Here is a 19,289-nt window from a genome sequence, read left to right as displayed (position 1 = left end):
ATCACCCACAGGAGGGTGAAACCTGATCGACTCAGCGGGTTAACGACGATGGTCTTGGCAAGGCTGTTCCGGGGGCTTACTTTCGAGCCTCTACGGCCCCCCTCTACGGGCGTAGAGGCTCTGACGTCCCGTCGAAGGAGCAGCTCATGGCCAACGTCGTACGCGCCGCTCTGGTCCAGGCCACCTGGACCGGCGACACCGAGTCCATGGTGGCGAAACACGAGGAGCACGCCCGCGAGGCGGCCCGGCAGGGCGCCAGGATCATCGGCTTCCAGGAAGTCTTCAACGCTCCCTACTTCTGCCAGGTCCAGGACCCCGAGCACTACAGCTGGGCCGAGCCGGTCCCCGACGGGCCCACCACGCGCCGTATGCAGGAGCTGGCCCGCGAGACCGGCATGGTGATCGTCGTGCCCGTCTTCGAGGTCGAGCAGGCCGGGTTCTACTACAACACCGCCGCCGTCATCGACTCCGACGGCACCTTCCTCGGCAAGTACCGCAAGCACCACATCCCGCAGGTCAAGGGCTTCTGGGAGAAGTACTACTTCAAGCCCGGAAACATCGGCTGGCCCGTCTTCGAAACGGCGGTCGGCAAGGTCGGCGTCTACATCTGCTACGACCGCCACTTCCCGGAGGGCTGGCGGCAACTCGGCCTCAACGGAGCCCAGTTGGTCTACAACCCGTCCGCCACCTCGCGCGGCCTCTCGGCCTACCTGTGGCAGCTGGAGCAGCCCGCCGCGGCCGTCGCCAACGAGTACTTCGTCGCCGCGATCAACCGGGTGGGACAGGAGCCGTACGGCGACAACGACTTCTACGGGACGAGCTATTTCGTCGATCCGCGTGGGCAGGTTGTCGGGGAGATCGCCAGCGACAAGAGCGAGGAGCTCGTCGTGCGCGATCTCGACTTCGACCTGATCGACGAGGTGCGGCAGCAGTGGGCGTTCTACCGCGACCGCCGCCCCGACGCATACGAAGGGCTGGTGCAGCCGTGACCAAGGACCTGCTGGGACGCCACCGTGCCGTCATGCCGGACTGGCTCGCCCTGTACTACGAGGAGCCGCTTGAGATCACCCACGGCGAGGGCCGCCACGTCTGGGACGCCGAGGGCAACCGCTACCTCGACTTCTTCGGCGGCATCCTCACCACGATGACCGCGCACGCGCTGCCCGAGGTCACCAAGGCGGTGAGCGAGCAGGCCGGGCGGATCGTGCACTCATCCACCCTGTACCTGAACCGGCCCATGGTCGAACTCGCCGAGCGCATCGCCCACTTGAGCGGCATCCCGGACGCCCGCGTCTTCTTCACCACCTCCGGCACCGAGGCCAACGACACCGCGCTCCTGCTCGCGACGACCTACCAGCAGAGCAACTCGATCCTCGCGATGCGCAACAGCTACCACGGCCGCTCCTTCAGCGCGGTCGGCATCACCGGCAACCGCGGCTGGTCACCGACCTCGCTGTCGCCGCTCCAGACGCTGTACGTGCACGGCGGCGTCCGCACCCGGGGCCCCTACGCCGACCTCTCCGACGACGACTTCATCGCCGCCTGCGTCGACGACCTCAAGGACCTCCTCGGCCACACCCGCCCGCCGGCCGCGCTGATCGCCGAGCCCGTCCAGGGCGTCGGCGGCTTCACCTCCGGCCCGGACGGGCTGTACGCCGCCTTCCGCGAGGTGCTCGCCGAGCGCGGCATCCTGTGGATCGCCGACGAGGTGCAGACCGGCTGGGGCCGCACCGGCGACCACTTCTGGGGCTGGCAGGCACACGCCCGCTCCGGCCCGCCCGACATGCTGACCTTCGCCAAGGGCATCGGCAACGGCATGTCCATCGGCGGCGTCGTCGCCCGCGCCGAGATCATGAACTGCCTCGACTCCAACAGCATCTCGACGTTCGGCGGCACCCAGATCACCATGGCGGCCGGCCTCGCCAACCTCTCGTACCTGATCGAACACGACCTGCAGGGCAACGCCCGGCGGGTCGGCGGGCTGCTCCTGGAGCGGCTGCGGGCCGTCGCCGCGCAGGTGCCGCACGTCCGGGAGGTGCGCGGCCGCGGCCTGATGCTGGGCATCGAGCTCACCCGGCCCGGCACCGACGAGGCCGACCCCGCAGCGGCGTCCGCCGTGCTGGAGGCGGCCCGCGAGGGCGGCCTGCTCATCGGCAAGGGCGGCGGCCACAACACCAGCGCCCTGCGCGTCGCGCCGCCCCTGTCCCTCACCGTCGCGGAGGCCGAGGAGGGCGCCGCGATCCTGGAGAACGCTCTGAGGAGCCTCTAGCACGACCCGCCCGAGCAAGGGAACGCCGCCATGACCACCACCTCGGAGCCCACGGAACTCTCCGAACCCGCCCTGTCGGTCCGGCAGGTCCTCACCCTGGAGCGGGTGCTGGCCGGGGAACCCGAGGTGGTGGCCGGCGCCGGTCAGCTGGACCGGCCGGTGCGCTGGGTGCACGTCGCCGAGGCACCGGACGTCGGGGTGATGCTCACCGGCGGCGAGATGGTCCTCACCACCGGCGTGCTGCTCGCCGGCGACGAGGACAAGCAGGCCGAGTACATCCGATCCCTGCACCGCGCCGAGGCGTCGGCCGTCGTACTGGGCCTCGGCCGGGCGTTCCCCGCCCCGCCGGAGGTGATGCGCCGGGCGGCCGAGCGGTGCGGACTGCCCATGGTGGTCCTGCACCGGCCGTTCCCCTTCGCCGAGCTCACCGAAGAGGTCCAGTGCCGGCTCGTGCGCCGCAAGTTCGCCGCCGTCAGCCTCTCGGAGTCCGTACGGACCGCACTCACCGCGCTCATCACCTCCGGTGCCCCGTTGCAGAGCCTGCTCGACGAGGTCGCCTCGCACAGCGCCTGCCCCGTCGTCGTCACCAACCTCGCCCACCGCGTCCTCGCCACCGCGGGGGAGCGGTCCGCCGTGGACGACGTGCTGCGCGACTGGGAGCGCATCGCCCGGCAGGCCGGCGGCAGCGAGGGCGACGGCTGGATCCGCGCCGAACTCGCCGGGCGCGGCGAGCGCTGGGGACAGATCATGCTGTGCGGGCACCGCGGCGACACCGCCACCGGACGGCTGCTCGCCGACCGTGCCGCCGAGGCCCTCGTCCTGCACCGCATGCTCGGCGGGAACTCCGCGCACACCTGGGAGGAGCAGTCCGCGCAGAGCCTGCTGACCGACCTCGTCAGCGGCGTCGTACCGGCACGGCAGCTGCTGCCGCGGGCGCGGGCGGCCGGGCTGCCCGTCAACCGTCGGACGTTCGTCCCGCTGGTCGTGCGGGACGTCGAACCCGGCCAACTCGACCGCGTACTGCGGATGGTGGGGCTCTCCGGGCTCGTCGCCGAGCTGGCCGACGGGGCCGTCGCGGTACTGCTGAGCCTCGCCCGGGACCAGGACGCCCCGGTGCTCACGGCGAACTTCGCGGCCCGGGTGCACTCCGAGGCCGCCCGCACCGTCGTGGCCGCCGCCGACCCCCGTACCGCCTGGGACGACGTGCCCACCGGGCTGCGCGAGGCCCAGCACGTCGCCGACGCCGCCGACTCCTCGGCCGCCCTCGACCTCCCGGCCGTCGTCCGCCTCAGGGACGTCCATCTGCGCGGTCTGATCCGCCTGTTGCGCGACGACCCGCATGTGCAGTCGTTCGCGGAGCGGGAGTTGGACGGGCTGCTGTGCGCGGCCGACGAAGACATGCTGTCGGTGCTGCGGACGTACCTCGCGACCGGCCGCAACAAGTCCCGCACCGCCCAGCTCCACCATGTCTCGCGGCCCGCGCTCTACCGCCGCCTGGAGGCGATACAGACACGGCTCGGCGTCGACCTCGACGACTTCGAACAGGCCGCATCCGTGCACATCGCACTCCTCGCGCACGACGCGCAACAGAGCTGAAACCTGCCACGACCTGGGAAAACGGCGGTGAAACATGGGATCACGACAGGGTGACACCGTGGCACGCCGCATGCCCGCAGACGTGACACCGTGCAACTCAAACCGCCGCTTCGGACTTCCTAGCCTTCTGGCACACCGAGTGACCGGAGGTCCCGATGAGCCGAGTGATCCGCGCCGCCCTCTTCCAGACCGCCTGGACCGGCGACAAGGAATCGATGATCCAGGTCCACGAGCAGGCGGCCCGCGACGCGGCCGCACAGGGCGCTCAAGTGCTGTGCTTCCAGGAGCTGTTCTACGGGCCCTACTTCTGCCAGGTGCAGGACAAGGCGTTCTACGAGTACGCCGAGCAGATCCCCGAGGGCCCGACCGTGCGGCGCTTCCAGGCGCTCGCCAAGGAGCTGGGCATCGTCCTCGTGCTGCCGATGTACGAGGAGGAGCAGCCCGGCGTCCTGTACAACACCGCCGCCGTGATCGACGCGGACGGCTCGTACCTCGGCAAGTACCGCAAGACCCACATCCCCCAAGTGCAGGGATTCTGGGAGAAGTTCTACTTCCGCCCGGGCAACAGCGGCTGGCCGGTCTTCGAGACGGCCGTCGGGAAGATCGGCGTCTACATCTGCTACGACCGTCACTTCCCGGAGGGCTGGCGGGCGCTGGGCCTGGCCGGTGCCGAGATCGTGTTCAACCCCTCGGCGACCTCGCGCGGGCTCTCCCGCTACCTGTGGCAGCTGGAGCAGCCGGCGGCGGCCGTCGCCAACGAGTACTTCGTCGGCGCGATCAACCGGGTCGGCGTGGAGGACCTCGGCGACAACGACTTCTACGGCACCACGTACTTCGTGGACCCGGAGGCCCAGTTCGTCGGCGAGGTGGCGAGCGACAAGGAGACCGAACTCGTCGTCCGCGACCTGGACCTGGCCAAGCTCCGCGAGGTCCGCGACCGCTGGCAGTTCTACCGGGACCGCGCCCCGGGGACGTACGGCCCGCTGACGGCACCGTAGAAACGCCGGCGGCGCAGCCGACTCAGGGGCGCGGGGAACTGCGCGACCAGCCACGAACGACCCGCACGCGACCACGAGGGAGAGGACCCATGACCGGCCGAACAGTAATCCGCGGCGGCCTCGTCATCACCGCATCCGACGAGCTGCACGCCGACGTCCTGATCGAGGACGGCCGTATCGCCGCCCTCGCCGCCGCCGGAACGTCCGCCGCCGAGGCCTGGACGGCCGAGCGGACCATCGACGCCACCGGGAAGTACGTCATCCCGGGCGGCGTCGACGTCCACACCCACATGGAGCTGCCGTTCGGCGGCACCTTCGCCTCCGACACCTTCGAGACCGGTACCCGGGCCGCCGCCTGGGGCGGCACGACCACGATCGTCGACTTCGCCGTGCAGAGCGTGGGCCGCTCGCTGCGCGAGGGCCTCGACGCCTGGCACGCCAAGGCCGAGGGCAACTGCTCCATCGACTACGGCTTCCACATGATCGTCTCCGACGTGAACGAGGACACGCTCAAGGAGCTGGACCTGCTGGTCGAGGAGGGCGTGACCAGCTTCAAGCAGTTCATGGCCTACCCGGGGGTCTTCTACTCCGACGACGGCCAGATCCTGCGCGCCATGCAGCGCTCCGCCGAGAACGGCGGACTGATCATGATGCACGCCGAGAACGGCATCGCGATCGACGTGCTGGTGGAGCAGGCACTCGCCCGGGGCGAGACGGACCCGCGCTATCACGGCGAAGTGCGCAAGGCGCTGCTGGAGGCCGAGGCCACCCACCGGGCGATCCGGCTCGCGCAGGTCGCCGGCGCCCCGCTGTACGTCGTGCACGTCTCGGCCATGGAGGCGGTGGCAGAGCTGACCCGGGCGCGCGACGAGGGCCTGAACGTCTTCGGCGAGACCTGCCCGCAGTATCTGTTCCTGTCCACCGACAACCTCGCCGAGCCGGACTTCGAGGGCGCGAAGTACGTGTGCTCGACGCCGCTGCGGCCGCGCGAGCACCAGGCGCAGTTGTGGAAGGGCCTCAGGACGAACGACCTCCAGGTCGTCTCCACCGACCACTGCCCCTTCTGCTTCGTCGGCCAGAAGGAGCTCGGCCGGGGCGACTTCTCCAAGATCCCCAACGGGATGCCCGGCATCGAGAACCGTATGGACCTGCTCCACCAGGCCGTCGTCGAGGGCCGCATCACACGCCGCCGCTGGATCGAGATCGCCTGCGCGTCCCCGGCCCGCATGTTCGGCATGTACCCGAAGAAGGGCACCATCGCGCCGGGCGCCGACGCCGACGTCGTGATCTACGACCCGCAGGCCACCCAGATCATGTCCGCCGAGACGCACCACATGAACGTCGACTACTCGGCCTACGAGGGCAGGCGGACCACCGGCCGGGTCGAGACGGTCCTCTCGCGCGGCGAACTCGTCATCACCGAGCGGGAGTACACCGGTCACGCCGGGCACGGCGTCTACACACCCCGCTCCACCTGTCAGTACCTCAACTAGGAGCGGAGCACATGGACTTCGGACTCGTCCTGCAGACCGACCCGCCCGCCTCGCGGGTCGTCAGCCTGATGAAACGCGCCGAGCGCAGCGGGTTCACCTACGGCTGGACCTTCGACTCGGCCGTGCTGTGGCAGGAGCCGTTCGTCATCTACAGCCAGATCCTGGCCAACACGCAGACTCTGACCGTCGGTCCCATGGTGACCAACCCGGGCACCCGCACCTGGGAGGTGACCGCCTCCACCTTCGCCACCCTCAACGACATGTTCGGCAACCGCACGGTCTGCGGCATCGGCCGCGGCGACTCGGCCATGCGCGTCGCCGGCCGCAAGCCCAACACCCTGGCCCGGATCAGCGAGGCCATGAAGGTCATCCGGGCGCTCGGCAGCGGCCGGGAGGCCGACCTCGGCGGCGGCACGGTCGTCAGGTTCCCGTGGATCAAGCCCGGCGCCGAACTCCCCGTCTGGATGGCGGCGTACGGTCCGAAGGCGCTGAAGATGACCGGTGAGGAGGCCGACGGGTTCATCCTCCAGCTCGCCGACCTCTATCTGACCGAGTACATGGTCAAGGCCGTGAAGGACGCGGCGGTCGCGGCCGGCCGTGACCCGTCCGAGGTGAAGATCTGCGTGGCCGCCCCGGCGTACGTCACCGAGGACGACTCGCCCGAGAAGCTCGCCCATGCCCGTGAGCAGTGCCGCTGGTTCGGCGGGATGGTCGGCAACCACGTGGCCGACCTGGTGTCCAAGTACGGCGAGCACTCCGCCGCCGTCCCCGACGAACTCACCGACTACATCAAGGCCCGTGAGGGCTACGACTACTCCCACCACGGGCGCGCCGACAACCCGGACACCGCGTTCGTGCCCGACGAGATCGTCGACCGGTTCTGCCTCATCGGCCCGGTCGAGAAGCACATCGAGAAGCTGAACGCCCTGCGCGAGCTGGGCGTCGACCAGTTCGCCGTCTACGACATGCACGACGCGCAGGAAGCGGTGATCGACGCGTACGGCTCGTCGGTCATCCCCGCGGTCAACTCCTGACGCCGCCGCGCGAGTTCACGCGCCACGGCACCGCTCCACCGACCCCCCACCCCTTGTCCCCCTCCCCACCGGTCCCGGCCTCCCCGCCGCCCCGGGGAGGGGAGGGGTGGCGGGGCCCCGGGGAGGGGTGGGCCCGCACCCGCACCCGCGGGACCGTACCCGCCCGTTCCCGTCGCCCCGCCGGCCCCCGCACGGCCTCTCCCGTTCCCGTCCAAGATCGATTGGCCTGCTCATGACCAATACAGTCCCCAAGGGGTCGCCGATATCCCAGTCCGCCGACAGCGGCGGCCGGATCGAGCTCGCCCCTCAGGCGTACCCCGCCGACAGCCCCTTCGCCAACGAGGACCTGCGTCCCGTCCCGGTCGCCGAGCGCAAGTGGACGACGTACAACTTCGCCGCCCTGTGGATCTCGATGGCCCACTGCATCCCCAGCTGGACCCTGGCCTCCGGCCTGGTCGCGCTCGGCATGGACTGGAAGCAGGCCGTCTTCACCATCGCGCTGGCCAACGTCATCGTGCTGCTGCCGATGCTGGCCACCGGGCACGCCGGGCCCAAGTACGGCATCCCCTTCCCGGTACTGGCGCGGGCCTCCTTCGGGCTGCGCGGCGCCAACATCCCGGCCATGATCCGGGCGGCCGTGGCCTGCGGCTGGTTCGGCATCCAGACCTGGATCGGCGGCAGCGGCATCTTCGCGCTCGGCTCCAAGCTCACCGGGGGCCACTGGGAGAACGCCGGCCAGATCGCGGGCAACCCGTGGCCGCTGTGGCTCTGCTTCATCCTGTTCTGGGCCGTGCAGATCGCCATCATCTACCGCGGCATGGACTTCCTGCGGCACTTCGAGAACTGGGCAGCGCCCTTCGTGATCGTCGGCGCGCTGGTCCTGCTGGTCTGGATCGCGGTCAAGGCGGACGGGTTCGGCGCGCTGCTCGACCAGCCCTCGAAGCTCGGCTGGGGCCCCGACTTCTGGCCGGTCTTCTTCCCGTCCCTGATGGGGATGATCGGCTTCTGGGCGACGCTCTCCCTGAACATCCCCGACTTCACCCGCTTCGGTGCCAGTCAGCGGGCGCAGACCTGGGGACAGTCCCTCGGTCTGCCGACGACCATGACGCTCTTCGCGATCCTGGCCGTCCTGGTCACGTCCGGCTCCGAGGTGGTCTACGGCGAGGCCATCTGGGACCCGGTCGCCCTGGCCGCCAAGACCGACAGCGCCTTCGGTCTGCTCTTCGCGCTCGTCGTGGTGCTGATCGCGACCATCTCCGTGAACATCGCGGCGAACGTGGTCTCCCCGGCGTACGACCTGGCGAACCTGGCGCCGAAGCTCATCAACTTCCGTACGGGCGCGCTGATCACCGGCGTCGTCGGCATCCTGATCTTCCCGTGGAAGCTGATCTCCACCCCGGAGTTCTACATCTTCACCTGGCTCGGCGTGGTCGGCGGCCTGCTCGGCACGGTCGCGGGCATCCTGATCGCCGACTACTGGATCGTCCGCCGGACGGTCCTGCACCTCGCCGACCTGTACACGCCCGGTGGACGCTACTGGTACTCCTCGGGCTGGAACTGGCGTGCCATCGCCGCCTTCGTCGTCGGCGGCGTCCTCGCGGTAGGCGGTTCGTACTCGGGTGTGGGCGCGGACGGCTCGAAGACCGGGCCGTTCCCGGCCGACGGACTGATCCCGTTCCTCAAGCCGCTCGCCGACTACGGCTGGGCGGTGGGCCTGGGCACCGCGCTCGTGCTGTACGTGGTGCTGATGGGCGGCCGCAAGGAACGCGCGGACGCCTGACGAGGCGAGCCGGGGAGGACGGTCAGCCCTTCTGGCCGTCCTCCAGGGCGGCGACCGCTTCCTTGGCCGCCTTGATCGCACCCTTGTTGATGTCGTCGGTGCCGGGCGCCTTCTTCGACTCGAAGTCGCTTCCGCTGTAGGTGATGGAGACCAGCGCGTTGGACGCGCGGACCAGCACCGTGCCCTCGCGGGTCTGCTGCCCGTCGTCGGTGCTGAGGTTCACCACGGAGTAGCCCGCGTCACCGACCCCGGGCACGGTGCCCCCGCCGCTCTTGTCCGCGACGCGCCCCTTGTAGGACTCCTCGGCCGCCTCGTCCGAGGCCGTGATCTCGAAGGACACGTCCAGCCAGCGGTATTCGAAGCCCTTGAGCGCGTTCCACGAGCAGGTGCGGCGCAGCTTGGCGTCGGAGGACGGGATCTCCTTGCCGGCCGTCTTGGCGCCGGGCACGAGGTCCTTTATCGACTTCGAGCCCATGCTGCCGCAGGGCGAGGGGGCGGCGGCGTACGTCTTCGACGCCGCCGCGGTCGCGGGGGCCGACGGCGAGTCCTCGTCCGTCTTCTGTGTCGCCGTCCGGTCCTCGGCGGCCGGCGTCGTGGCGGGTCCCGACGACAGCGCCCAGCCCGCGGCGGCGAGCACTACGACAGGCGACAGTCGTGCGGTGAGGGCAAGCGGCAAGGGAAGAGAACGCACGGCGCACTTCTCGTGGGGGACGGTGCGGAAGCAGTCCGCACTGCGGACGGGACGCCAGTGTCACATGACTCACTGTGAGGCGGAAGGGCCAACTCGCTCCGTGCCGACGCCATTACGGACCGGTCCCGATTACGTGGTGCCCTGGGCCAATTACAGAGCCTCCTGGGTGATTTGGGCTGAAAAGGCGCTTTCGATACGGTCCACGGCGATGAAGGCGCCGTACGCGACGAGATGCACCAGACAGTGGTCCGAGTGCTGCGGCCGGCGCCATGCCGCCACGTCCTCGTCGGTGATCCGGTACGGCGCCAGCGCGGCCAGCAGCGCCAGCCGCGCGCCGGGACGCTCCCGGCGGTCCGGGATCCCGGCCAGGCCGAGCGGCGGATGCGTGCCGTCCCAGTCCTGGAGGGCCGCCTCCACGAGGTCGTGATCCGTGGCGTCGAGCAGGCCCGCGCCGCTCATGGCCGCCCTGAGCAGCGACGCGTAAGCGACCCCGACGGGCGTGCCGCGCGCCCACGCGGGCGCCTCACCGGCGTCGATGTCGTCGAGCAGGGCCAGCGACTGCCCGGGGCGGGCGGTGCGGCGCACCGTCCGGGACAGCGCGCGGCCCGCGATGCTCCGTACCGCCCGGAAGCGCTGGGCGCCCGCCGGGAGCAGGTTCTCGGTCAGCAGGGCCGACGCGATCCGGTTGATGAAGTGGAAGGTGAGCGCGGTGCCGAGATAGGCGGGGGCGTGCTCGCGCGGGAACGGGTACGGCTCCAGGTCGGCGCCGGGCACGCGCGTGCGCTGCCCCCAGTCGAGCAGGCGCGCGTGCTCCTCGTCGTGCGGGGTCCCTCCGCGGGCCACCCGCTCGGCGAGCGCGTGGTCGCCGGTGGCGTGCAGCAGCACGGTGTGCGCGTCCACGCAGAACGGGCACCGGTTGGCGAGCGACACCCCGAGCGCCACCAGCTCCTTGCCGGTCCGGCTGCCCGGACCGGCGATGAGCGACTCGCGCAGCAACGCCCAGGCGGGAGCCAGGAGTTCGGGTGCGGACGACAGGACCACGAAGGTCGAGGGCTCGGCGATGCCGAAGTCGAGGGCGATCTGCGCGTACACCTCGGCGACGGTGCCGGCGGCCGATGCGGGCGGCAGGGGTTCGGTGTGACGGAAGGGTGTGGTCATGGGCAGTAGCGTGCGCCGCCGGGGCCGTGCGGGTCGTCGTACCGGCGAACGGAGTCGGAGCTGCGCCGGCGGGGCGGCCCGGCTTGCCGCACTACTGCGCCGGGAGTAGTCCAGGAGCCGTCCACAGGGCTGACGTACCTGCCGGTGGCGCCGTCTAATGTGCGGGCATGAGCGGGCAACGAATCACACGCGAGCGGTTCGCCGACGCGACCGTAGCGGTCGTGGCCGGCGCGATCACCGTGCTCGCCGCCGTGGCCGACGACCGTGCCGGGCCCGTCGACTGGGTACTGATCGCGGCCGGTTCACTGGCCCTGGCAGCACACCGCACCGCCCCGCGCGCCGTGCTCGCGATCACCACCGCCTGCCTGCTCGCCGACGTCGTCCACGCCGGGCCCGCGAGCAGCCTCGCCCTCCCCGTCGTGGGCGCCGTGCACACCGCCGCCCGGACCGGACACCGGGGCACGGCCGCCGCGGCGGCCGGCGTCTTCCTCGCCGGATACGTCACGGTCGGCTCCGCGGCCTCGGACGTCGTCCGCGAGGCACTGCTGCTCGCCGGATGGTTCCTGTGCGCCGTCGTGACCGGCCTCGCCGACCGCAACTGGCAGGCCTACCTGCGCCAGACCGAGCAGCGCGCGCTGGAGGCCGAACGCACCCGCGAGGAAGCGGCGCTGCGCCGAGCGGGCGAGGAACGCCTGCGCATCGCACGGGAGTTGCACGACTCCCTCACCCACAGCATCTCCATCGTCAAGCTCCAGGCCGGCGTCGCCGCGCACCTCGCCCGCAAGCGCGGCGAGGACGTGCCGCCCGCCCTGCTCGCCATCCAGGAGGCGAGCGGCGAGGCCATGCGCGAACTGCGCGCCACGCTGGAGGTGCTGCGCACCGACGAGGCGACCGGCACGCCCGCACTGCTCGTGGAGCGGGCACGGGCCGCCGGACTCGCGGTCGACCTGACCGTGACCGGCGACGAGCGGCCGCTCGCGGCGACCGTCGACCGGGCCATGTACCGCATCGTCCAGGAGGCGCTCACCAACGCGGCCCGGCACGCGGGCCCGGCCAAGGTGAGCGTGCAACTCACTTATGAAGAAGGCGACTTGACGATACGCGTCGAGGACGACGGCACCGCCGACCCGACCCGTCCCCCCACCGCCGGCATCGGCCTGACCGGTATGCGCGAGCGCGTCACGGCTCTCGGCGGCACACTGGAGGCCGCCCCGCGCGCGGAGGGCGGCTTCGCGGTCCGGGCACGGCTGCCACTGGGGGAGGCGGGATGACGGACGACGTGATCAGGGTGGCGCTCGTCGACGACCAGGCGCTGATGCGGGCGGGCTTCCGGGCCCTGCTGGACGCCGAGGACGGCATCGAGGTCGTCGGCGAGGCGGGCGACGGCGAACGTGGCCTCGCGCTGATCCGCGCGCAGATACCCGACATCGCGCTGATCGACGTACAGATGCCGGTGATGACGGGCATCGAGGCGACCCGCCGCATCGCCGCGGACCCCGCCCTCGCCGCCGTCCGCGTGGTGATCCTCACCAACTACGGCCACGACGAGTGCGTCTTCGAGGCGCTGCGGGCCGGCGCCAGCGGCTTCCTGCTGAAGGACACCGAACCGGCCGACCTGCTCCAGGCGATCGAGGTGGTGGCCCGCGGCGAGGCGCTGCTGTCCCCGGCCGTCACCCGCACCCTCATCGGCGAGTTCGTCTCCCGCCCTCCGGACCGGGCCACCGCACCCGGCCTGGAGGGGCTGACCCGCCGCGAACGCGAGGTGACGGCGCTCGCGGCACGCGGACTGACCAACGAGGAGATCGCCGCGCACATGGTGATCAGCCCGTTCACGGCCAAGACCCACATCAGCCGGGCGATGACCAAGCTGGGGGCGCGCGACCGGGCCCAACTCGTGGTGTTCGCCTACGAGTCGGGGCTGGTGGCCCCGCGAGGTTCCGACACCCCGGTGTGCTGATCACGTACGCCCTCGAAGGCCGCGAGGATCCGCTCGGCGGCCAGCGTCGCCGTCAACTCGCCGTCCCTGACCTGCTGTTCGAGCCCCGGCGCGACCTCCCGCACCGACGGGTCCGCGTGGAGGCGGCCCAGGAGCTCGTCGCGGACCATGGTCCAGGTCCAGTCGATCTGCTGCTCACGCCGCTTGGCGGCGAGCCGGCCGGTCGAGTCGAGCAGCGTACGGTGCTGTTCGAGCCGGTCCCAGACGGTGTCCAGGCCGATCGACTCACGCCCGCTGCAGTGCAGGACGGGCGGCGTCCAGGCGGCGTCCTTGCCGTGCATCAGCCGCAGGGCGCCCGCCAGTTCACGAGCGGCGGCGCGGGCGTCACGCTCGTGCGGGCCGTCCGCCTTGTTGACGGCCAGCACGTCGGCCAGTTCCAGGACGCCCTTCTTGATGCCCTGGAGCTGGTCGCCGGTACGGGCCAGCGTCAGCAGCAGGAAGGAGTCGACCATGTTCGCGACCGCGGTCTCCGACTGGCCGACACCGACCGTCTCCACCAGGATCACGTCGTAGCCGGCCGCCTCCATCACCACGATCGACTCACGGGTGGCCTTGGCGACACCGCCCAGCGTGCCGGCCGTGGGGGAGGGGCGGATGAAGGCCGCCGGGTCCACCGCCAGTCGCTCCATCCGGGTCTTGTCACCCAGGATCGACCCGCCCGTCCGGCTGGACGACGGGTCCACGGCCAGGACCGCGACCCGGTACCCGAGCCCCGTGAGCATGGTCCCGAACGCGTCGATGAACGTCGACTTCCCGACCCCCGGCACCCCGCTCACGCCGATCCGCCGCGCCCTGCCGCTGTGCGGCAGCAGCTCGGTGAGCAACCGCTGTGCCAGCACCCGGTGCTGCGGCCGGGTGGACTCGACGAGCGTGATGGCGCGCGCGACGATCGCACGCTTCCCGTCGAGCACGCCCTTCACATACGCGTCGAGATCGATCACAGCTCGTGCCCGAGGTCGGCCCCCAGCCGCCGTACGAGGTCGTACGCGGCGTCCGGGATCACCGTCCCGGGCGGGAAGACCGCCGCCGCGCCCATCTCGATGAGCGTCGGCACGTCCTGCGGCGGGATCACACCGCCGACCACGATCATGATGTCCTCGCGGCCCTCCTCGGCCAGCGCCTCCTTGAGCGCCGGTACGAGGGTGAGGTGACCGGCCGCCAGCGACGACACCCCGACGATGTGCACATCGGCCTCGACGGCCTGGCGGGCCACCTCGGCGGGCGTCTGGAACAGCGGGCCGACATCCACGTCGAAGCCGAGGTCGGCGAACGCGGTGGCGATCACCTTCTGGCCGCGGTCGTGGCCGTCCTGGCCCATCTTGGCGACCAGGATGCGCGGGCGGCGCCCCTCGGACTCCTCGAAGTCGGACACGAGGGTGCGGGTGCGGTCCACGGACGGCGACTCCCCGGCTTCGTTGCGGTACACGCCGGTGATGGTACGGATCTGGCTCGCGTGCCGGCCGTACACCTTCTCCAGGGCGTCCGAGATCTCACCGACGGTGGCCTTCGCGCGGGCCGCGTTCACCGCCAGCTCCAGCAGGTTGCCCTCGCCGCCGGCGGCCCGGGTGAGCGCGTCCAGCGCGTCCTGGCAGACCTGCTCGTCGCGCTCCGCCCGCAGCCGCCGCAGCTTCTCGATCTGCTGGGCGCGCACGGAGGAGTTGTCGACCTTGAGCACGTCGATCTGCTCGTCGCTGTCGACGCGGTACTTGTTGACGCCGATGACGGGCTGGCGTCCGGAGTCGATCCGGGCCTGGGTGCGGGCCGCGGCCTCCTCGATGCGCAGTTTGGGGATGCCGGCGTCGATCGCCTTGGCCATGCCGCCCGCCGCCTCGACCTCCTGAATGTGCTGCCAGGCACGGCGGGCGAGGTCGTACGTCAGCTTCTCCACGTAGGCGCTGCCGCCCCACGGGTCGATGACCCGGGTCGTGCCCGACTCCTGCTGGATCAGCAGCTGGGTGTTGCGCGCGATGCGGGCCGAGAAGTCGGTGGGCAGCGCGAGCGCCTCGTCGAGGGCGTTGGTGTGCAGCGACTGCGTGTGGCCCTGCGTCGCCGCCATCGCCTCGACGCACGTACGCGTGACGTTGTTGAACACGTCCTGCGCGGTCAGCGACCAGCCCGACGTCTGCGAATGGGTGCGCAGCGAGAGGGACTTGGAGTTCTTCGGGTCGAACTGCTTCACCAGCTTCGCCCACAGCAGGCGCGCCGCCCGCAGCTTGGCGACCTCCATGAAGAAGTTCATGCCGATCGCCCAGAAGAACGACAGGCGCGGCGCGAACGCGTCCACGTCCAGGCCGGCCTCACGGCCCGCGCGGATGTACTCGACGCCGTCCGCGAGCGTGTACGCCAGCTCCAGATCGGCCGTCGCTCCGGCCTCCTGGATGTGGTAGCCGGAGATGGAGATCGAGTTGTAGCGCGGCATCCGCTGCGAGGTGAAGGCGAAGATGTCGGAGATGATCCGCATCGACGGCTTCGGCGGATAGATGTAGGTGTTGCGGACCATGAACTCCTTGAGGATGTCGTTCTGGATGGTCCCGGCCAACTTCTCGGGCGCGACGCCCTGTTCCTCCGCCGCCACGATGTACAGCGCCAGCACCGGCAGCACGGCGCCGTTCATCGTCATCGACACGGTCATCCGGTCCAGCGGGATGCCGTCGAAGAGCTGGCGCATGTCGTAGATCGAGTCGATGGCGACGCCCGCCATGCCGACGTCGCCCGTCACCCGCGGGTGGTCGCTGTCGTAACCCCGGTGCGTGGGCAGGTCGAAGGCGACCGACAGGCCCTTCTGGCCGGCCGCCAGATTGCGCCGGTAGAACGCGTTGGACTCCTCGGCGGTCGAGAAGCCCGCGTACTGGCGGATCGTCCAGGGCTGGTTGACGTACATCGTCGGGTACGGGCCGCGCAGATACGGCGCCATGCCCGGGTACGTGCCGAGGAAGTCCAGGCCCTCCAGGTCACGGCCGGTGTACAGCGGCTTGACCGCGATGCCCTCCGGGGTCTCCCAGAAGGCCCCGTCGGTCCCGGCCGCCTTCCGCCACTCGTCGACGCCGGCGTCGGTCCTCGGCTCCCCGAGCTCGATCCCGGAGAAGTCGGGGATTCCCATCAGGACACTCCCATGCGGTCGAGGGTGGCGGACAGCACGGCGACGGCGTCACAGCCCGCGAAGACGTAGGCGTCGACATCGGTGTACTGCCCGGGGCGGCCGGCGAGGAACACCTGCGCCGCGCCCGCCGACCTGAACTCGGCGGCCACGGACTCGGCCTGCTCCTCGTAGAGAGCGTCGCTGGAGCACAGGCACACCTCGGTGGCGCCGCTCTCGGCGAAGGTGCCGCCGGTGACCGGCTCGATGCCGCCCGCCTGGAACAGGTTCGAGGCGAAGGTGAGGCGCGCGGTGTGCGCGGCGGCCGGACCGAGCGCCGCCAGGAAGATCCGCGGCCGGGAGCCGGTCGCGGCCAGGTGGGCGTCGGAGCGGGCGCGCAGCGCCTCGTACGCCTCGTCGCGCCGGACCCGGGGCAGGCCGCCGGAGCGGGCCTCGGGTGCGGGCTCGCGCGCCACGAGCTGCTCGGCGAGATTCGGGAACTCGCTCACGCCGGTGATCGGCTCCCGGCGCCTGGCGAGCTTGCCGGTGCGGGCCTCCCAGGTGGCGGCGAGGTCCTCGCCCAGCTGCCCGGAGCGCAGCGCGGCCGCCTGGCCGCCGGCCCGCTCGATGCGCTGGAAGAACTCCCAGCCCGCCTCGGCCAGTTCGTCGGTGAGCCGCTCCACGTACCAGGAGCCGCCCGCCGGGTCGATCACCCGGGCCAGGTGCGACTCCTCGATGAGGACGGTCGAGGTGTTGCGGGCGATACGCCGCGCGAACGCGTCCGGCAGGCCGAGCGCGTGGTCGAAGGGCAGCACCGTCACGGACTCGGCGCCGCCGACGCCGGCGGCCAGCGTGGCGACCGTCGTGCGCAGCATGTTCACCCAGGGGTCGCGGCGCGACATCATCACCGGCGAGGTCACGGCGTGCTGCACCTGAGCGCTCGACGCCCCGCACACCTCGGTCACCCGCGCCCACAGCCGGCGCGCGGCGCGCAGCTTGGCGATCGTCAGGAACTGGTCGGCGGTCGCGGCGTAGCGGAACTCCAGCTGTGCGGCGGCCTGTTCGACCGTCAGCCCGGCCGCGTCGAGCTCCCGCAGATACGCGACGCCGGTCGCCAGCGAAGCGCCCAGCTCCTGGGCCGCCGAGCCGCCGGCCTCGTGGTACGGCAGCGCGTCCACGGTCAGCGCCCGCAGCCCCGGGTACTCCTCGGCGCACAGCCGCGCCAGCCCGGCGACGGCGGTGAAGTCGGAGGACTTCGCGGTACGGGCCTCGTGGCCCAGCGGGTCCGCGCCGAGGTTGCCGCGCGCCGCCTCCTTGGCGACGCCCCGCTCCTCGTACAGCCGCAGCAGCTCACGCGCGGCGGGCTCCACCTCGGTGCCCGCGTCGAGGACGACGGGGGCCAGGTCGAGGTAGACGCCGTCCAGGGCACGGCCGAGTTCCGTCACCGGGATGCCGCCCTCGCCGAGGACCAGCCAGATCGAGGTGACGCCGTTCTCCAGGTCCGCGAGCACCACGCCGTCCGTGAGCGCCGTGTGCCGCTGCCGGACGTCCCAGCCGCCGGCCGTGTTGCCCTCGGCTCGACCGCCGCGGACGAACGGGGCGAACCCGGGCAGGCCGGCATCGGGCGCGGCGTCACGCGCGCTGTACAGAGGGCGGGTGCGCAACCCGTCCTCCAGGGCAGTGGACAGGGCGTCTTCCGCGGCCGTGCCCGAGACGTCCTTGCCCGACTTGCGCAGCACACCTTCCACCAGGTGTTGCCACTGCTCATGGGTTGCGTCAGGGAACTCGGCGGCCAGCGAGAGCCCGTCGTCAGGCAGGACCGTCATGCTCGGATGCTAGGTCAGATCGACAAAGGAGCAGCAGTGGGCACGGCTGTGACCTTGCCCTCTCCCGCATTGTGACCTGCGTCTCCGCATCCTTTCCGGCCGTCGGGGAAGGGGCGTTCCGCGGCTTTCGTCTCAGGTAAAGGTTCGGTCAGGGCGGGGTCCCGCGAGCCCGCCCGCCATTGGTCATGTCCTGGTCGAGCGGTACGGTCAGGGCGATATCGACGACGGTACGACGGAAGCCGGTGGGAATCCGGCACGGTCGCGCCACTGTATGCCGCGCCTCTCGCAGGGGCGGTGAGTCAGACCCGTGGCCGTCGTCATGTGCACCACCGAAATGGGACGCGAACTCCCGAAGGAGCCCTGCCATGGCGCAGCATGTCGCCCAGCCGACCGCCAACACCCCCGCTCTCCCCGCCAAGCTGCCGATCGGCGCGATCGTCCCCTGGGCGGTCTTCTTCGGCATCCTGATGCTGGTCCTGCTGTACTTCGTCGGCGCCGAGCAGGGCGCCACCTCCGTCGTCTCCGGCGAGGACGTCCACGAGTGGGTGCACGACGCCCGCCACCTGCTCGGTTTCCCCTGCCACTGACGCCGGGGAGCCACAGAACCATGAACTCCGCAACCGTACGGAAGCTGCTCGTGCGAGGCATGCTCGCCGGCCTCGCCGCGGGCGTCCTCGCGCTGATCGTGGCCTACGTCCTCGGTGAGCCGAGCGTCGACAGGGCGATCGGCTTCGAGGAGGCCCACGCCTCCGGGCACGAGCACGAGGTCGAACTCGTCTCCCGCAGCCTCCAGTCCACCGCCGGCCTCGCCACCGGTGTCCTGATCTACGGCGTCTCCTTCGGCGGCATCGCCGCTCTCGCCCACTGCTTCGCCCTCGGCCGCGTCGGCCGCTTCTCGCCGCGGGCCACCGCGCTGCTGCTGTCCGGCTGCGCGCTGCTCGCCGTCTATGTCGTGCCGTTCCTGAAGTACCCGGCCAACCCGCCCGCCGTCGGCGACCCCGACACCATCGGCAGGCGGACCACCCTGTACTTCCTGATGATGGTGCTCAGCGTCCTCCTCGCGGTGGCCGCGACCATCCTCGGCAGGCGACTCGCCCCGAGACTGGGCAACTGGTACGCCACCGTCGTCGCGGTGGCCGCGTTCGCCCTGGTGATCGGCCTGGCGTTCGCGTTCCTGCCGGCCGTCGACGAGGTCCCCGCGGACTTCCCGGCCACCGTGCTGTGGCGGTTCCGGCTGTCCGCACTGGCCATGCAGGCCACGCTGTGGGCGGGCTTCGGGCTGCTCTTCGGCGAGCTGGCCGAGCGACTGCTGAACCCCCGGCCGGCCCCCGCGGCACCGGCGTCGGCGGCGGCCGTGACCGGCTGACCGGCA

16 protein-coding genes are annotated in these 19,289 nt (G+C 71.2%); 11 read left to right on the top strand and 5 right to left on the bottom strand.

Going from position 1 to position 19,289, the window contains the following annotated elements:
- Positions 1-146 precede the first annotated feature (146 nt).
- From CP983_RS08600 to CP983_RS08570, 7 genes are all read left to right on the top strand, one after another.
- Complete coding sequence (locus tag CP983_RS08600; protein ID WP_107907925.1) at positions 147-989, top strand: nitrilase-related carbon-nitrogen hydrolase; 843 nt, start codon at positions 147-149, stop codon at positions 987-989.
- Positions 986-2,269, top strand: a complete 1,284-nt coding sequence (locus CP983_RS08595; protein WP_125529182.1) for an aspartate aminotransferase family protein — start codon at positions 986-988, stop codon at positions 2,267-2,269. The genes CP983_RS08600 and CP983_RS08595 overlap by 4 nt, the downstream gene beginning before the upstream one ends.
- 30 nt (positions 2,270-2,299) lie before the next feature.
- Positions 2,300-3,865, top strand: a complete 1,566-nt coding sequence (locus CP983_RS08590) for a PucR family transcriptional regulator (protein ID WP_125529183.1) — start codon at positions 2,300-2,302, stop codon at positions 3,863-3,865.
- Between the two features lie 155 nt (positions 3,866-4,020).
- On the top strand, positions 4,021-4,863 hold the full coding sequence (locus tag CP983_RS08585; RefSeq protein WP_107907928.1) for a nitrilase-related carbon-nitrogen hydrolase: 843 nt from the start codon (positions 4,021-4,023) through the stop codon (positions 4,861-4,863).
- 89 nt (positions 4,864-4,952) lie between these two features.
- On the top strand, positions 4,953-6,356 hold the full coding sequence (hydA, locus tag CP983_RS08580; RefSeq protein ID WP_030956319.1) for a dihydropyrimidinase: 1,404 nt from the start codon (positions 4,953-4,955) through the stop codon (positions 6,354-6,356).
- A gap of 11 nt (positions 6,357-6,367) precedes the next feature.
- Positions 6,368-7,390 carry a TIGR03842 family LLM class F420-dependent oxidoreductase gene (locus CP983_RS08575; protein ID WP_150499162.1) on the top strand — a complete coding sequence of 341 codons (1,023 nt, stop codon included), beginning with the start codon at positions 6,368-6,370 and terminating at the stop codon, positions 7,388-7,390.
- 232 nt (positions 7,391-7,622) lie between these two features.
- Entirely contained in the window at positions 7,623-9,170 is a 1,548-nt protein-coding gene (locus tag CP983_RS08570; RefSeq protein ID WP_150499161.1) for an NCS1 family nucleobase:cation symporter-1, read from the top strand.
- 22 nt (positions 9,171-9,192) lie between these two features.
- Here CP983_RS08570 and CP983_RS08565 read toward each other — a convergent pair whose 3' ends face one another.
- Positions 9,193-9,861: a hypothetical protein gene (locus CP983_RS08565; RefSeq protein ID WP_107907930.1), complete on the bottom strand. Its 669-nt coding sequence runs from the start codon at positions 9,859-9,861 to the stop codon at positions 9,193-9,195.
- 150 nt (positions 9,862-10,011) lie between these two features.
- Complete coding sequence (locus CP983_RS08560; protein WP_150499160.1) at positions 10,012-11,019, bottom strand: carboxymuconolactone decarboxylase family protein; 1,008 nt, start codon at positions 11,017-11,019, stop codon at positions 10,012-10,014.
- Positions 11,020-11,186: 167 nt separating this feature from the next.
- On the opposite strand from CP983_RS08560, the gene CP983_RS08555 reads away from it, so the two are divergent.
- Both CP983_RS08555 and CP983_RS08550 read left to right on the top strand, forming a co-directional pair.
- Positions 11,187-12,290, top strand: a complete 1,104-nt coding sequence (locus CP983_RS08555; protein WP_150499159.1) for a sensor histidine kinase — start codon at positions 11,187-11,189, stop codon at positions 12,288-12,290.
- Positions 12,287-12,976, top strand: a complete 690-nt coding sequence (locus CP983_RS08550; RefSeq protein WP_150499158.1) for a response regulator — start codon at positions 12,287-12,289, stop codon at positions 12,974-12,976. Before CP983_RS08555 ends, CP983_RS08550 begins: the two co-directional genes overlap by 4 nt.
- Here the strand turns inward: CP983_RS08550 and meaB are convergent.
- From meaB to CP983_RS08535, 3 genes are read right to left on the bottom strand one after another with little or no spacing between them, the layout of a single operon-like run.
- Positions 12,925-13,956: a methylmalonyl Co-A mutase-associated GTPase MeaB gene (gene meaB, locus CP983_RS08545; protein WP_125527415.1), complete on the bottom strand. Its 1,032-nt coding sequence runs from the start codon at positions 13,954-13,956 to the stop codon at positions 12,925-12,927. The genes CP983_RS08550 and meaB overlap by 52 nt on opposite strands.
- On the bottom strand, positions 13,953-16,115 hold the full coding sequence (scpA, locus tag CP983_RS08540; protein WP_150499157.1) for a methylmalonyl-CoA mutase: 2,163 nt from the start codon (positions 16,113-16,115) through the stop codon (positions 13,953-13,955). Before scpA ends, meaB begins: the two co-directional genes overlap by 4 nt.
- Positions 16,115-17,917, bottom strand: a complete 1,803-nt coding sequence (locus CP983_RS08535; RefSeq protein WP_150499156.1) for a methylmalonyl-CoA mutase subunit beta — start codon at positions 17,915-17,917, stop codon at positions 16,115-16,117. The genes scpA and CP983_RS08535 overlap by 1 nt, the downstream gene beginning before the upstream one ends.
- A 365-nt stretch (positions 17,918-18,282) precedes the next feature.
- Here CP983_RS08535 and CP983_RS08530 point away from each other — a divergent pair, with 365 nt between their 5' ends.
- On the top strand, positions 18,283-18,504 hold the full coding sequence (locus CP983_RS08530; protein WP_107907937.1) for a CbtB domain-containing protein: 222 nt from the start codon (positions 18,283-18,285) through the stop codon (positions 18,502-18,504).
- A 20-nt stretch (positions 18,505-18,524) separates the two neighbouring features.
- On the top strand, positions 18,525-19,283 hold the full coding sequence (locus tag CP983_RS08525; protein WP_150499155.1) for a CbtA family protein: 759 nt from the start codon (positions 18,525-18,527) through the stop codon (positions 19,281-19,283).
- Positions 19,284-19,289 lie beyond the last annotated feature (6 nt).

It is taken from the genome of Streptomyces chartreusis, from assembly GCF_008704715.1.
GTDB classification, from domain to species: domain Bacteria; phylum Actinomycetota; class Actinomycetes; order Streptomycetales; family Streptomycetaceae; genus Streptomyces; species Streptomyces chartreusis.
The sequence above is the reverse complement of the archived record's forward strand: the minus strand, read 5'-3'. Positions and strand labels throughout refer to the sequence as shown.